A 14,785-nucleotide genomic window follows, 5' to 3' on the forward strand; every position below is an offset into this window, starting at 1 on the left:
CTAGCGCCGGGGCTGCTGCTGACGCGCGGGGCCCGCGCCGAGGCACAGCCCGGCGAGGCTGCTCTGCAGCAGGGTGTGGACGAACAAGAGCTCGGCTCCGCCCGGCCCGGGCGCGCCGATCCGGTGCGGGGTGAGCGAGTCGAAGTGCGCGCTGTCCCCCGGCTCCAGCAGGTACTCGGTCTCCCCCAGGTGCAGCCGCAGCCGCCCGGTGAGCACGTACAGCCACTCCTCCCCGGGGTGTACGCGGACCAGCTCCCCCTGGCTGCGCCCCTGCGGGACGTGCACGCGCAGCGCCTGCATCCCGCGCCCGGGGCCCCCGGCCTGCCAGTACGTCCACCCGTCGGCCTCGCGGGCGCCGGGAGCGCCGGCCCGTACGATGGGATCCGCGGCGGCGGGGGTCTCGCCGAGCAGCTCGGAGACGGTCGTGCCGTAGGTGCGGGCGAGCCCGAGCAGCAGCGGCAGCGAGGGCTGACGCCGCCCGGTCTCCAGCCGGGACAGGTGCGCGGGCGAGAGCCGGGCCCGCGCGGCGGCGGCCTCCAGCGTGAGCCCGGCGCGGCGGCGCAGCTCGCGCAGCTGCGGGGCGACGGCGGGCAGCTCGCCGGCGGTGCCGTCGGCGGCGGCTTCCCCGGCCGCCTCGGCTGCCCCCGCGGCTTCGCCGGCGGGTTGCTGGGTACGGGACGTCATGCCCCGATTGAGCCAGAACCTTGCCTTCCTGGCAATCTCCCTTGCCTCTCAGGCAAAAACACCTCAGGCGTCGTCCCGGCGGCCCTGTGCGAGGACCGTCTCCACCGTGTCCGCCTCCCGCGCCTCCTTGTCCGGGCGGTACCGCAGGACCCGGGCGAAGCGCAGGGCGACCCCGGCCGGGTAGCGCGGGGAGCGCTGGAGACCGTCGTAGGCGATCTCCACCACCAGCTCGGGCCGGACGCGCACGGTGAACCCGTCGTCCTCCACCGCCAGTTCGTGCAGCCGCCCGGTCTGCCAGCGCAGCATCTCGTCGGTGAGCCCCTTGAAGGTCTTGCCCAGCATCGCGAACGAGCCGTCGTCGGCCCGGGCGCCCAGGTGGAGGTTGGACAGCATGCCGGTACGGCGGCCGTGCCCCCGTTCGGCGGCGAGCACGACCAGGTCGAGGGTGTGCACCGGTTTCACCTTGAGCCACTGTTTGCCCCGGCGGCCCGCCGCGTAACCGGAGTCGAGGGCCTTGACCATGACCCCCTCGTGGCCCCGGTCCAGCGTCCCGGTCCAGAACTCCTGCGCCTCGTCCGCCTGCGCCGCGGCGTCCTCCACCACCAGGCGCCGGACCCGACAGGCCTCGGGGACCAGGGCGGCCAGGGCCGCGTACCGCTCCCGGACCGGCAGGTCCAGCAGGACGTCGTCGCCCAGGGCCAGCACGTCGAAGAAGTACGCGGACACCGGGAGGGCCTCGCGGGCCGCCGCCACGTCGATGCGGGAGCCGACCCGGCTCGCGACCTCCTGGAAGGGCACCGGGCGCCCGCCGGGCCCGTGCCCGATGACCTCCCCGTCGAGGACGAACCGCTCCCCGGGCAGGCTCCGGACCAGCTCGGCCACCTCCGGCAGCCGGCCGGTGATCTCGTCGAGGGAGCGGGTGTGGATCCGGACGTCGTCCCCGTCGCGGTGCACCTGGACGCGGATGCCGTCGAGCTTCTCCTCCACCGCGCAGGGGGCCAGCGCCGCCAGGGCGTCGGCCAGGGACCGCGCGGACCCGGCCAGCATGGGCTGTACGGGCTGCCCGATGCGCAGGGTCACCGCGCGCAGCGCCGGGGCGCCCTCGGCCAGCACCGCCACCGCCACCCGGGGCAGCGAGCCGTCCAGCATCACGGCCCGGCGCAGCTCCGCGGCCGGCACCCCGGCGGCCGCGGCCACCCCTTCCAGCGCGACCGCGTCCAGCGCGCCCTGGCGCACCTCCCCGGACAGCAGGCTGCGCAGGAACCGCTGTTCGGCCTCGGTGGCGGCGCCCAGCAGAGCGGCGACGATCCGGCGGCGCTCGGCCTGCGCCCCGGCTCCGGCGACGGCGGCCAGCTCACCGACGGCGGCGTCGACGGCCGCCACGGTCAGCGTCGGCTCCTCGGCGGGGGCGACCTCCTGGGCCAGGGTGCGCCAGCCGATGCCGGGGCGGCCCTGCGGGAGCCGCCCGGAGAGGTAGGCGATGACCAGGCCGGCCTCCTCGGCGGGGGCGGCCGCGAAGAGCTCCGCGAGCAGGGCCGTCTTCCTGGACCGGGCGGAGGTCGCTGCGACCTCCCGGGACACGCGCGCGACTTCTGCCAGCAGCATGCCGTCCATCCTGCCGTCCGCGCGTTCCCCGCGCAGGTCGGGGCGGCCTACTGCGGGTGCGGTACGCGGGCCGGCGCGGGTAGTCCCCCAGAAGGGGCGGGGGCTCCCCCCGGGGGAGCTCGGAGGAGGCGATCACGGGCTTTAGGGTGCCCATATGAAGCTACGACTGCCCCGGCGGCCCCGCGACCGCCTGCTGGCCGGTGCCGCCGCCCTCGCGGTGCTGGCGGGCGCCGGCACCTGGACGGCCGCCGCGTCCGGGGAGGAGCCGGCCGTGCGCCGCGAGGACCGGTTCGTGGCCGTGCCGGGCCTGGACGCGCCGGCACCGGGCGCGCCCGGTGCCGGGATCGACACCTCCTTCTTCACCGCCGGGGACCCTGCGCGCAGACGTCCCGCCGTGCTCCTCGGCCACGGCTTCGGCGGCAGCAAGGACGACGTCCGCGCCCAGGCCGAGCGCCTCGCCCGGGACGGCTACGCCGTCATGACCTGGTCGGCGCGCGGCTTCGGCCGCTCCGGCGGGAAGATCGGGCTGAACGACCCCGAACACGAGGTCAAGGACGTCTCCGCCCTCATCGACGCGCTGGCCGTCCGGCCCGAGGTGCGGCTCGACGCGGACGGTGATCCGCGCGTGGGCGTCGCCGGGGCCTCCTACGGCGGGGCCGTCGCCCTGTTGGCCGCCGGCCACGACCGGCGCGTGGACGCGGTCGCCCCGCAGATCACCTACTGGAACCTGGCGGACGCCCTCTTCCCGCAGGGCGTGTTCAAGAAGCTGTGGGCCGGGATCTTCTTCACCACCGGCGCGGCGGACGGCCTCCAGCAGGCGCGGCCGGCTCCGGGCGGCGGCGCGGCGGGCATGCCCGGTGGCGGCGCGGCGGGCACGCCCGGCTGCGGCCGGTTCGAGCCGGCGCTGTGCGCCATGTACGAGCGGGTCGCGGTGGCGGGGAAGCCCGACGCGGAGGCGCGCGAGCTGCTGGAGCGGCGCAGCCCCTCGGCCGTGGGCGACCGGATCAAGGTGCCGGCGCTGATCGTGCAGGGGCAGGACGACTCCCTCTTCCCGCTGGACCAGGCCGACGCCATGGCCAGGGCCATCGCCGCGAACGGCGCCCCCGTCGCCGTGGACTGGGCGGCCGGCGGCCACGACGGCGGCATGCGCGAGGCCGGACGGATCGAGGCCCGCGTGGCCGCCTGGTTCGACCGCTACCTGAAGGGAGAGGAGGCGGCGGACACCGGCCCCGCGTTCCGCGTCTCGCGTTCGGGCGGCATCGACTCCACCGACGGCCGGCTCACCCTGCGCGGCGCGGCCTCCGACCGCTACCCGGGGCTGGCCCCGGGTACGCGCGCCGTCGCCCTGTCGGGGCGGGAGCAGACCTTCGCCAACCCGGCGGGCGGGGCGCCGCCCGCCCTGTCCTCGCTGCCGGGGATCGGCGGGCAGCTCGCCTCCCTCGGGGCCGGGTTCGCGCTGGACTTCCCCGGGCAGAACGCCCGCTTCGAGTCGCAGCCGCTGGCCGAGGCGGTGCGGGTCACCGGGACGCCGACCGTCACCCTGAAGGTGAGGTCGACGGCCGCCGACGGCGCGGCCGTGCTGTTCGCGAAGGTGTACGACGTGGGGCCCGACGGGCGGCAGCAGGTGCTGCCCGGTCAGCTGGTCGCGCCCGTACGGGTGGAGGACGCCGGGCAGGGCCGCAGCGTCGGGCTGCGGCTCCCGGCGGTCGACCACGCCGTCCAAGCCGGGCACCGGCTGCGGCTGGTGGTCGCGGCCACCGACCTCGGCTACGCCTCTCCGGCCGCGCCCGCCGCGTACACCGTCTCCGCGGAGGGGCCGCTGCGCGTGCCCGTCGCGGAGGGGGTGCGGACGGCCGCGTCCGGCCTGCCCGCCTGGACCTGGGGGCTGCCGCTGGGCGCGGTGGCGCTGGCCGCGGGGCTGCTCGGGATCCGGAGGACCGGCGGGGGCCGCGCCGGGACGCGGGCGCGCGAAGCGCAGCCCGAACCCGCACTGGCCGGCGTACCCCTGGACATCACCGGGCTGACGAAGCGCTACGCGGGGGCCCGGGACCGCTACGCCGTGCGGGACCTGTCCTTCCGGGTGGAGAAGGGCCAGGTGCTCGGTCTGCTGGGACCCAACGGTGCCGGGAAGACCACCACCCTGCGGATGCTGATGGGCCTGATCACGCCGGACGCCGGGGAGATCCGGGTGTTCGGGCACCCGATCCGGCCCGGGGCACCGGTGCTCTCGCGGGTCGGGGCGTTCGTGGAGGGCGCCGGCTTCCTGCCGCACCTGACGGGCCGGGCCAACCTGGAGCTGTACTGGCAGGCCACGGGCCGTCCCGCCGAGGACGCGCACCTGGCGGAGGCCCTGGAGATCGCCGGGCTCGGGGACGCCCTGGAGCGGGCGGTGCGCACCTACTCCCAGGGCATGCGCCAGCGGCTCGCGATCGCCCAGGCCATGCTGGGAATGCCCGACCTGCTCATCCTTGACGAGCCGACCAACGGGCTGGACCCGCCGCAGATCCGGGAGATGCGGGACGTGATGATCCGCTACGCCGCCGGCGGGCGGACGGTCATCGTCTCCAGCCACCTGCTGTCCGAGGTGGAGCAGTCCTGCACCCACCTGGTGGTCATGGACCGCGGGCGGCTCGTGCGGGCGGGCGAGGTCGCCGAGATCACCGGCGGCGGGGACACCCTGCTGGTGACGCTGGAGCAGCCCGCGGACGAGGCGACCGTGGGCAAGGTCGCCGCGCTGGAGGGGGTGGCCTCCGCGGTGCGCGCCGAGGAGGGGCTGCTCGTACGGCTCGACGGCGCGACGCCCGCCGCGCTGATCGGCGAACTGGTACGGCTGGAACTGCCGGTGGCGGCGGTGGGGCCGCACCGGCGGCTCGAGGACGCCTTCCTCACCCTGATCGGAGGTGCGGCATGAGTGCCGTCGAGGAGACCCGCGGGCCCCGGCCGGCGCCCACCGGGGAGACGGCGCCCGGCTACCGGGCGGCCCGGACGCTGCCGTTGCGCGTGGAGGCGCTGCGGCAATGGCGCAGGCGGCGGACGCTGGTGATGGGCGGGGTGCTGGCCGCGCTGCCGTTCGTCATGATCATCGCGTTCGCGGTGGGCGGCGGCCCCCAGGAGGGGCGCGGCGGCGGGGACGGCCGGGTCAGCCTGATCGACACGGCCACGGCGTCCGGCGCGAACTTCGCCGTGACCTGCCTGTTCGTGTCGGCGGGCTTCCTGCTGGTGGTCCCGGTGGCGCTGTTCTGCGGGGACACGGTGGCGTCGGAGGCGAGCTGGTCCTCGCTGCGCTACCTGCTGGCCTCGCCCGTGCCCCGGGCGCGGCTGCTGTGGAGCAAGCTGGTGGTGGCCCTCGGGTTCAGCCTGGCGGCGATCGTGCTGCTGCCGGTGGTGGCGCTGGCGGCGGGGACGGCCGCGTACGGATGGGGGCCGCTCAGGCTCCCGACGGGTGGGGCGCTGCCCGCCGGGGACGCGGTGCCGAGGCTCGCGCTGGCGGTCGCCTTCGTGTTCGTGTCGCAACTGGTCACGGCCGGGCTGGCGTTCTGGCTCTCGACGCGGACGGACGCGCCGCTCGGCGCGGTGGGCGGGGCGGTCGGGCTGACGATCGTGGGCAACGTCCTCGACGCGGTGACGGCCCTCGGGTCGTGGCGCGAGTTCCTGCCCGCGCACTGGCAGTTCGCCTGGGTGGACGCCCTGCAGCCGCAGCTGGAGGGGGGCGGGATGGTCAAGGGCGCGGCGGTGTCGTTCTCGTACGCCGTCGTGCTGGTCGCGCTCGCGTTCCGGGGGTTCGCCCGCAAGGACGTCACCTCCTGAGGCGGAGGGGTCCGTAGGGAAGCGCCCGCGGGGCCGGCCGGTGGGAACCGTCCGGCCCCGTACGGCCGTTACGGGCGTTCGGGCGGTGGCCGCGCGGGGCCGGATTCGGCCGGGACGCGTCGCAAAAGGGGTGGACCGGGCGCGGAGGGGCTGTTTAGGATCAAGGTGACGGCATCGCGTGCCGGTCACCGACCGGGTGAGGCATGGAGGTGCCCGTGACGTGCCTTGCGGAGGCATTCACACATGTCCGTTCAGCTGAACCACACCATCGTCCACTCCCTTGACAACAAGGAGTCCGCCGCTTTCCTGGCGGACATCCTCGGTCTCGAGGTCGGTCCCGAATGGGGCCCGTTCGTTCCCGTGTCCACCGGTAACGGCGTGACCCTGGACTTCGCGACCATCCCGGCGGAATCCATCACGCCGCAGCACTACGCGTTCCTGGTCTCGGAGGAGGAGTTCGACTCCGCCTTCGAGAAGATCCGGGCGTCGGGGGTCGAGTTCTTCGCCGACCCGTACCAGAAGCACCCGGGCGAGATCAACCACAACGACGGGGGCCGCGGGGTGTACTTCCTGGACCCCGCCGGGCACGCGATGGAGATCATCACCCGCCCGTACGGCGGCTAGGCCGTTTCCTGAGGATCATCGGATCGTTGGTTGATGTGTGTCGTTGACTGATGCACAGTGGGCGCGGATTGAGCCGTTGCTGCCGGACAGATCGCCGAAGCGGGGTGGGCGGTGGCGGGATCACCGGCAGGTGATCGACGCAATCGCGTTCAAGTGCCGCACCGGGACGCCGTGGATGGACCTGCCAAAGCACTTCGGGTCGTGGAAGGGCGTTCACAACCGCCTGCGGATCTGGGCGGCCGACGGCACTTGAGCGAAAGTGTTCACCGCCCTGCTTGCCCGGGCCGACGCCGAGGGTGACGTGGAGTGGGTCGTCGCGGTCGATTCCACGGTCGTGCGAGCACATCAGCACGCTGCCGGGGCCCGTCAAAAGGGGCCGCGGTCGGCGAGCCAGTCGACCATGCCCTCGGACGCTCCCGCGGCGGACTGACCACCAAAATCCATCTCGCGGCCGACAGCCGGTGCCGGCCGCTCGCATTCGTCATCACGCCCGGGCAGGCGGGCGACGCACCCGCATTCGAGCAGGTCATGGCCAAGATCCGAGTGCCCCGCCCTATCGGCAGGCCTCGGACCACGCCGACTGCTGTCCTTGCGGACAAGGCGTATTCGTCACGGGCAATCCGACGTCATCTGCGGCGACGCGGGATCCGGGCAGTCATCCCAGAGCCTGCGGACCAGGCCGTCAATCGCAAGCGGCTCGGCCGCTGCGGCGGTCGGCCGCCGGCCTTCGACCGCGAGACCTACAAACAGCGGAACACCGTCGAACGCTGCATCAACAAGCTGAAGCAGTGGCGCGGCCTCGCCACCCGCTACGACAAGACGGCCACCATCTACCTGGCCGGACTGCACCTCGCCGCCATCTTCATCTGGTCAGCGAGGTGATCCGAAGGGAACGGCTCGGGCGACTGGCAGACCGTGGCTGGCGCCCAGGTGCGTGCGTCGGCTGCGGGCGACTGCGGCGGCCGCCGGCAGCAGTAGGGCCTCGTTCCCAGGAGAACGGTGAGGAGTTGCCCACTGGGCCCAACGGTGCCACGATCGAAACGAGGCCTTTGATCGTCGATGTTCATGCTGCGATACACCTCTTTCGAAGTTCCGAAGGAGAACGACGATGGCTCATCAGCCTGATGAGGGTCGGCCCGGCGATAGGTCTGGGCACGTCGAGGGTCCGCAAGATCCTATCGTCGACAGGCGTCGCCCTCAGCCCAGCGACCCCCCTGCTTCTGGTCAGAAAATCAGGGGATTCTTGGGTGATAGCGAACGGGACAGATGTAGACGCTTGTACTTCACTAAGAATCTCGACTATTACGCCGAATTCGCCGTGGATGACGTGCTGTATGCCGAGGTGATTTCCCCGGACCAGCTACCTTTCCGGGGCGAGCAAGCCACCGAAATTACACTCAAGGAAGGCACGGACGTCGTATACACCCGTAACCGTGTCGCGCGTTCATCCGACGAATTCGACCTGAATTTCCGGCGTCGGCCCAACCTGCGACCTCAGGCCGAGCAGGGATCAGAAGAGGGTACATTTTACCCGTGCCCGGAGACCTGCGGTACGTGCCCCGCGACCTGCATGGAGGTCTCGACCTGCATCGAGACATGCATGGGCGGCTACAGCTGCGAGTCCTACAGCTGTCTTGAGCTGTGCACTGAGGTCGGTTCGTGCGGAGAGACCAGGTGCACGGGATGCTGCCCGTTCCACACCGAGCAAGCGGGCTGCGGGCCGAGTGAAGTCGAGACCGCGTGCTTGGTGGTTGAGTGCCAGCACTGAATGCTCCCGCAGTTAGCTACGGAGGCCCAAGTGACTGAAGGTGAACTCGGCCTAACGAGCCTGGTCGCCGCTTCGCAATCGCCATGGAGGAGCGTCCTAAACGGGCAGCAACGTGATGCGGCACTTTCAGTGGCCCGAGAGGTCGCCGCACGCACCTCCGCTGGGGAGCGCATTGCCGCAGCGCTGAGCATGGCTGGCCAGCAGACGAGGTATCCCGAGGTCACGCGGTGGCTACCGTACTCTCTCGCATCGGGTGATGTAGGTATCGCTGTCCTCTGTTCGTATGTCGACCAGTGTCAGCCCGGCGATGGCTGGGACTCGGCCGGTCACGATTTTCTCGCCGCAGGCATCCTTGCCGCTGAAGAGATCGGCCTCCGCAACTCCGGCCTCTACGGCGGGCTGAGCGGCCTGGAATTCGCTGCGACGTCGCTCAGTCGGCACGGCACACGCTATCGGCGCTTGCTTGATGTCCTTGACGCCGAGTTGGCACCCCACCTCTTGGCAGGGGCGGAGAACCTGCGTGGGACTCAGGGGAGCATGCCGGTCGAGACCTTCGACCTAGTCTCCGGAGCCAGCGGAGTGGCGGCCCAGCTGTTGGTGCGCGATCGGCATCAACAACTGCCCGCGCTTCTGGATGGTCTCGTTCGACTGTCCTTGCCGACGGACGGAGGGCCTGGTTGGAGGACGCCGCCGGAATTTATGCACGAAGGCATGCGGCAGACGTTTCCGACCGGCAACCTAAACTGCGGACTGGCACACGGGATTCCAGGTCCACTGGCCGTGCTCTCCCTTGCTCTGCGGGCCGGATATGAGCAACCGGGCCAGGTCGATGCAGTGCAAGCCCTGGTTGGCTGGCTTCTGGAGCATCGCAGCGACGACGAATGGGGCATTAACTGGCCGTGCGCCATTCCTTGGCCGGACGATCGAAGATCACTGCCGCATGGCTGGCCACCACCGGCCCGGGGTGCCTGGTGCTATGGGAGCCCCGGCGTCGCCCGCGCCCTGTGGCTGGCAGGCGACGCGCTGGACGACGATGGTCTGAAGGGCTTCGCTGTGGAAGCTCTCGCCGCGGTCATGCGACGCCCCCTCGACGCCCGCTCCATCAACTCCCCGACGTTCTGTCACGGCGTAGCGGGCTTGCTTCAAGTCGTTCTTCGATTTGCGCACGACACGCATCTGAGGTTCCTAACAGAGGCAGCGGAGTTGCTCGTGAGCCAACTGCTGGCTGCCTTCGACCCCCGCAGACCGCTGGGATATGCAGCGCTGGAACCTGGTGACAACCCAGTGGATCGCGCCGGCCTCCTCGACGGAGCGGCAGGTGTCGCCATGGTGCTCCTAGCGGCCGCTACGGACACCGAGCCCACCTGGGACCGTCTGTTTCTGCTGTCATGAAGGAGGAACTCGCCTACCGTCCATTGGACTGGGCCATGATCAGGTCGCCACTTCTACCTGCAAACGTGGAAGCGGCCTCCAAACCACCCTTTAGCAATGGGTCACTGCTTCCTGATGATGCGCGGGCACGCCTTGCCGTACTGGTGGCCAGCCGCGACTTGACCGATGCGCTGGAACGCACGAGCCCACATGACCGAGCGGCGGCACGTGTCCGTGGCAAGCTCGTGCGGTACCTCATTCGCATGAGCACCAGGCCAACGCCGTTCGGCCTCTTCGCTGGCGTCGGCCTCGTGCATTGGGCAGAGGCCACGGACCTGGCTTTGGCGGCGACACCTATGCGGACCCGCACCCGTCCGGACATGGAGTGGCTGTCCAACTTGGTCATGTGCTTGGAACAGGACCCCGCCATTCGTGCCGAACTACGGCTCGTGACCAACCCCGCGACTTGCCTGCGCTCAGGGCGCATGTGGCTGACCGACGGCTTGGCCGCTGAGGCCTCGGTCCGTGCCACTGCGGCGGTCTGCCTGGTGCTAGAGGCGGCCCGTTCCCCGGCTACAGCCGGCCGTTTGGCGGACGTGGCCTGTCAGGTACCCGGTGCGTCACCCGGAAAGGCTCGCCTGCTTGTCGACCGGCTGCGGTCGGAGGGCTTCCTGCTCTCGGAGCTCCGACCGCCCCTGACCGGCTGTGATCCAACTTCCCACGTTTGGCGATGTTTGGAGGGGGTGGCAGGCGGCAAGGATGTGGCCGAGAAGCTCAAGGCACTTGCTGAGGACTTGGCCTCCTGGGACAGGCTCCCAGTCGAAGATCGGGTGCATCCCTGGCCTGGCCTGCTCCAGCGCGCAAATGAGTTGCATGCGGTCCCAGAACGCGGTGGCCCGTATCAGACCGATGCGGCACTCACTCTCCAGGGCAACAGTTTGCGAGCGACAGTGGGAACCGAGGCGGCCCGGGCTGCCGAACTCCTGCTTCGACTCAGCCCGTACCCAGCAGGAAATCCGCTACTGGAAGGATATCGGCGTGCCTTCCAGGCAAAGTACTCGCCGGGGTGCCAGGTTCCACTGCCAGAATTGCTCGATCCGGAGACAGGCCTGGGGTCACTGTCCGAATACCACGCGGATGGCGCGGCAACGCAGACTCCTCCTCGGCGAAGCCGGCTGCTACTTGACCTGGCTCTGCGGGCCAACCGGGATAACCAGGCAATCGTAGAGCTGACTGACGAACACATCAACGATCTTGCCATCTCGCCAGCTGCTTCGGACGACTACCCGCTTTCGCTGGAGCTGTCGCTCTTCATCGCTGCTGCCTCACCTGCGGCGCTCGATACCGGTGACTTCCAACTGGTTATCGGACCTAACGTAGGCGCAGCTGAGGCCGGGCGCCACCTCGGCCGGTTCGCTGACCTGCTCGGTCCCTCCGCGCATCGTGCGCTGGAGGAAACAGTGCGAGCAGAGGCCGAACTGGCACCCCATACTCTGCCAGTCGAAGTGGTCTACCAACCAGCGGCAGCCCGCTCCGCGAACGTTGCGATCCGGCCCACCCTGCGTACCCACGAGTGTGTTTTCGGCACTCTGCCTGGCGTGCCGTGGGAGCACGTCGTGCCGCTGAGCGAACTCGTAGTTAGTGTTCGTTCCGGTCGCTTTGTCGTGAGCTGGCCAGCCGTAGGCACCGACGTCGTGGCGGTGCAGGGACACATGCTTAACCCAGTGACAGCACCGCCTGCAGCTCGATTCTTGCTCGCTGCCGCGACTGATGGCCAGCGCCAGGTGAGCCCGTTCTCTTGGGGACCCGCGGCCAGCTTCCTCTTCCTGCCGCGAGTGCAGAGGGGGCGCATCGTTCTTTCTCCGGCCCAGTGGCGTATCGATCCAGCTGGCCCGCTCGGACGTGCGTCCCCTGACGGCTTTCCCGTCGCCGTTGCGGCCTGGCGCGCGGACTGGGCCGTCCCACGCTACGTCTATCTAGCCATGGGGGACAATCGCCTTCTACTCGATTTGGAACAAGGCCATCACCTCGACGTACTGAGAGAGGAACTGCACAGTATCGCCGACGGGCGATCGGCACTCCTTCAGGAAGGTCTGCCTGGACCCGAGCATGCCTGGCTTCCTGGTGAGACCGGGGGCCATATCAGTGAAATCGTCGTACCTCTCGTCCGTCGCCGACAGGCTGCATGTCGGACCGCGCCGTCTGTGCAGCCCCCCCACACCGTACGGACACCTGCACGCGCGCAACTGCGTCCGCCCGGCAGCGACTGGCTCTACCTCAAGCTCTATGGCAACCAGGGGCTGCAGAACGAGATAATCTCCGGCCCCCTGCGCAGCTTCGGAGAATTCGTCATGACTGCTGGGCTGTCCGACGGCTGGTTCTTCGTCCGCTACGCAGATCCGGAAGACCATCTCCGCATCCGATATCACGGCGACCCTGCCATGCTTCTCGGCCCTCTGCTGGGGCAAGCCTGCTCGTGGGCCGCCGATCTCCTGCACGACAGCATGTGCACCAGGTTCTCTTTCGAAACTTATGAGCCTGAGGTCGACCGCTACGGTGGTGAAGAGGGTATACGGGCCGCAGAAATGGTCTTCATGGCCGAGAGTCCCATTACTGCATCCATGCTGCATGCGACTGACGAGGGCCAGCTCTCCACTGATCTCCTGACCCTCGCCGTTATCAGTGTCGATGACCTCCTGGAGTCCATATCCATGACTGGTGACCAGCGCAGGGAGTTCTTCCGCGAAGCGGCTGCGCCATCTCAGGCCGGCGGCAACATATTCCGGGAGCGACAATTCGATCTGCGGCAGATCCTCGGCTGTCGTGGACAGCTGGAGCCAGCCGCGGCGCGGCTGCTAGATGCCCGCCGCAAAACACTGGCCCCAGCCGTTTCTCTTCTCGATTCCCTAGCCAATCGCAATCATCTAAACCGCACATGGACCGAGCTCTGCCAAAGCTATATTCATATGCACCTTAACCGCCTCCTCGGCGGCGATCGAACCCAGGAACACATTACACTTGACCTTCTTCGACGCACCCACGAGAGTCTCGCTCGATGCCCGTTGACTACGGAAGCACGACGATTCCGCCGGCCGGTATCCCGGCCGACTGATCGGCCGGGCGGGTAGAAAGTCAGCGAAGCTCACCTAGTATGATAATTGATCTTGTGGCAGGTCGAGGTGAATTGACGGTAGCGGAATGGCCGGACCGGTCTTCGCCGGCGAAGCCTAGAAGCAGCAGAACATCGTCGGACGCTGCATCAACAAGCTCTCACACCGTGGCAACGGCCTGGCCATCAGATATGACAAGGCCGCCACCATCTACCTCGCCGGACTCCACCTCGCCATCCTCATCTGGTCAGCGAGATGATCCGCAGGAAACGACCTAGCCGACTCGGAAGGGGCCCCCGGCGCTTGTGCGGCCGGGGCCCCTTTCCCGCCGGGCCGTGGGACCCTTTCCCGCCGGGCCCGCGCTCAGTCAGACGGCCCCCTCGCAGGCTTTGCGGGCGAGCAGGTGAACCTCCTGGAACTGCCGCCGGTCGGCGGGCCGCGGCTCGCGGACCATCCGGGCCGCCTCGGCCAGCCCCGACGCGCGCAGCAGCGCGGCGAGGCGGTCGGGCGACCACCGATAGGCCGGCGCGACCGCGTGGTCGAATACCTGAGCCGGGTGAGACGGATCGTCGTTGGCCCAGAAGCCGATCAGGAGATGGCCGCCGGGCGCCAGTACGCGGTGGAACTCCGCCAGGACGGCGGGGAGTTCCGGTGGCGGAGTGTGGATGACGGACCAACGGGAGAGCACTCCGCCCAGGACGCCGTCGGCGATGTCCAGCGCGACCATCGAGCCCACCTCGAACCGCAGACCCGGATGGGCCTCCCGGGCCAGCCCGACCATCGCGGGAGAGGCGTCGACGCCGAACACCGCCAGGCCCAACCCGGCGAGATGGGCGGTGACATGGCCGGGCCCGCACCCCAGGTCCGCCACCTGACCGCCGCCACCCTCACCGACCACCTCGGCGAAGGCAGCCAGGATCGCGCGGTCCAGGGGCCTGTCGCGCAGCTCGCCGCGGAACAGCTGCGCGTAGGTGGGGGCGAGGGCGTCATAGGCCTCGCGTGTGGCTCTGAAGGCGTCGTGTTCGACCATGCCCGCGAGGGTAGTTCCCACCGCAGGATCACAAACCGGTCACAGTCGCCACACAGCCACCCGGCCCCGGCGAACATGGCGCGATGCGCACACACCACACGATCGCCCTGCTCACCGCCGCGACCGGCCTCGCCCTCACCGCGTGCGACCCCGCGACCGGCGGCAGCGGCAACAAGCCCGCGGCGCCCGGCGGGGCCGCCCCGAGCTCCGCTTCGCCCTCTGCTCCCCCGCCCTCGGCGAAAAAGACGGCCACGCTGCCGGACCTCGTCGGCAAGGGCCTCCAGACCGCGCAGGACGAGGCGCAGGCCGCGGGGTTCCACGTACTCACGTCCCACGACGCGCTCGGTCGCGACCGGCTCCAGGCACTCGACCGGAACTGGAAGGTCTGCTCCCAGACCCCGCCCGGCGGCGCGAGCGCCGACACCGGCACCACCGTCGACTTCGGCGCCGTCAAGCTCGAGGAGACCTGCCCCGCCGCGGACGCGCCCGCCCCCGGGCCCGCCGGCGCCACCATGCCGGACTTCGTGGGCCAGGGCATGAAGGCCGTCCGCGCCGCACTCCCGGGCAACGCGTCGATCACCGTGAAGGACGCGGTGCAGAGCCGTATGGTCCTCCAGGAGTCCAACTGGAAGGTCTGCTCGCAGGACCCGAAGGCCGGAACAGCGCTGAACGGCCGGCCCGTCGCATTCACCGTCGCCAAGACCGAAGAAACCTGCCCCTGACCTCCCCTGACCACCTGCTCTGTTGCCGTTTCGGGGACGGTGCGCGGCGGCGTGGCGCATGCTG

Annotated in this window: 9 protein-coding genes and 1 pseudogene; 7 read left to right on the forward strand and 3 right to left on the reverse strand. The window is 70.3% G+C overall.

The window, feature by feature from the left end; genetic code table 11:
* Positions 1 to 684, reverse strand: a complete 684-nt coding sequence (locus ACZ501_RS13045) for a helix-turn-helix domain-containing protein (protein ID WP_468794840.1) — start codon at positions 682 to 684, stop codon at positions 1 to 3.
* Between the two features lie 63 nt (positions 685 to 747).
* On the reverse strand, positions 748 to 2,289 hold the full coding sequence (locus tag ACZ501_RS13050) for an ATP-dependent DNA ligase (protein ID WP_468794843.1): 1,542 nt from the start codon (positions 2,287 to 2,289) through the stop codon (positions 748 to 750).
* 154 nt (positions 2,290 to 2,443) lie between these two features.
* Between ACZ501_RS13050 and ACZ501_RS13055 the strand changes: the two genes are divergently transcribed.
* The 6 genes and pseudogenes from ACZ501_RS13055 to ACZ501_RS13080 all read left to right on the forward strand — a co-directional run bounded on the left by ACZ501_RS13055 (position 2,444) and on the right by ACZ501_RS13080 (position 12,987).
* Positions 2,444 to 5,200 carry an alpha/beta fold hydrolase gene (locus ACZ501_RS13055; protein WP_468794846.1) on the forward strand — a complete coding sequence of 919 codons (2,757 nt, stop codon included), beginning with the start codon at positions 2,444 to 2,446 and terminating at the stop codon, positions 5,198 to 5,200.
* On the forward strand, positions 5,197 to 6,096 hold the full coding sequence (locus ACZ501_RS13060) for an ABC transporter permease (RefSeq protein ID WP_468794849.1): 900 nt from the start codon (positions 5,197 to 5,199) through the stop codon (positions 6,094 to 6,096). The genes ACZ501_RS13055 and ACZ501_RS13060 overlap by 4 nt, the downstream gene beginning before the upstream one ends.
* Before the next feature lie 243 nt (positions 6,097 to 6,339).
* Complete coding sequence (locus ACZ501_RS13065; RefSeq protein ID WP_468794852.1) at positions 6,340 to 6,720, forward strand: VOC family protein; 381 nt, start codon at positions 6,340 to 6,342, stop codon at positions 6,718 to 6,720.
* A 37-nt stretch (positions 6,721 to 6,757) separates the two neighbouring features.
* Positions 6,758 to 7,602 (forward strand): annotated as a pseudogene (locus tag ACZ501_RS13070) (IS5 family transposase).
* Positions 7,603 to 8,518: 916 nt separating this feature from the next.
* Positions 8,519 to 9,880 (forward strand): lanthionine synthetase C family protein, encoded by a 1,362-nt coding sequence (locus ACZ501_RS13075; protein ID WP_468794855.1) that lies wholly within the window; start codon positions 8,519 to 8,521, stop codon positions 9,878 to 9,880.
* A gap of 35 nt (positions 9,881 to 9,915) precedes the next feature.
* Complete coding sequence (locus tag ACZ501_RS13080; RefSeq protein ID WP_468795499.1) at positions 9,916 to 12,987, forward strand: lantibiotic dehydratase; 3,072 nt, start codon at positions 9,916 to 9,918, stop codon at positions 12,985 to 12,987.
* A gap of 349 nt (positions 12,988 to 13,336) precedes the next feature.
* On the opposite strand, the gene ACZ501_RS13085 is transcribed toward ACZ501_RS13080, so the two are convergent.
* The gene (locus ACZ501_RS13085) at positions 13,337 to 13,999 is read right to left on the reverse strand and encodes a class I SAM-dependent methyltransferase (RefSeq protein ID WP_468794858.1); all 663 of its coding nucleotides are present in this window, start codon (positions 13,997 to 13,999) and stop codon (positions 13,337 to 13,339) included.
* A gap of 83 nt (positions 14,000 to 14,082) precedes the next feature.
* Here ACZ501_RS13085 and ACZ501_RS13090 point away from each other — a divergent pair, with 83 nt between their 5' ends.
* On the forward strand, positions 14,083 to 14,721 hold the full coding sequence (locus tag ACZ501_RS13090; protein WP_468794861.1) for a PASTA domain-containing protein: 639 nt from the start codon (positions 14,083 to 14,085) through the stop codon (positions 14,719 to 14,721).
* The last annotated feature ends 64 nt before the right edge of the window (positions 14,722 to 14,785 follow it).

It is taken from the genome of Streptomyces sp. NPDC034085, from assembly GCF_055575555.1.

Excerpts from the sequence above, each read along its gene's own strand:
- ACZ501_RS13065 (WP_468794852.1), top strand. The coding sequence starts at position 6,340 with ATGTCCGTTCAGCTGAACCACACCATCGTCCACTCCCTTGACAACAAG.
- ACZ501_RS13045 (WP_468794840.1), bottom strand. The coding sequence starts at position 684 with ATGACGTCCCGTACCCAGCAACCCGCCGGCGAAGCCGCGGGGGCAGCC.
- ACZ501_RS13055 (WP_468794846.1), top strand. The coding sequence starts at position 2,444 with ATGAAGCTACGACTGCCCCGGCGGCCCCGCGACCGCCTGCTGGCCGGT.
- ACZ501_RS13050 (WP_468794843.1), bottom strand. The coding sequence starts at position 2,289 with ATGCTGCTGGCAGAAGTCGCGCGCGTGTCCCGGGAGGTCGCAGCGACC.
- ACZ501_RS13090 (WP_468794861.1), top strand. The coding sequence starts at position 14,083 with ATGCGCACACACCACACGATCGCCCTGCTCACCGCCGCGACCGGCCTC.
- ACZ501_RS13080 (WP_468795499.1), top strand. The coding sequence starts at position 9,916 with ATGATCAGGTCGCCACTTCTACCTGCAAACGTGGAAGCGGCCTCCAAA.
- ACZ501_RS13060 (WP_468794849.1), top strand. The coding sequence starts at position 5,197 with ATGAGTGCCGTCGAGGAGACCCGCGGGCCCCGGCCGGCGCCCACCGGG.
- ACZ501_RS13085 (WP_468794858.1), bottom strand. The coding sequence starts at position 13,999 with ATGGTCGAACACGACGCCTTCAGAGCCACACGCGAGGCCTATGACGCC.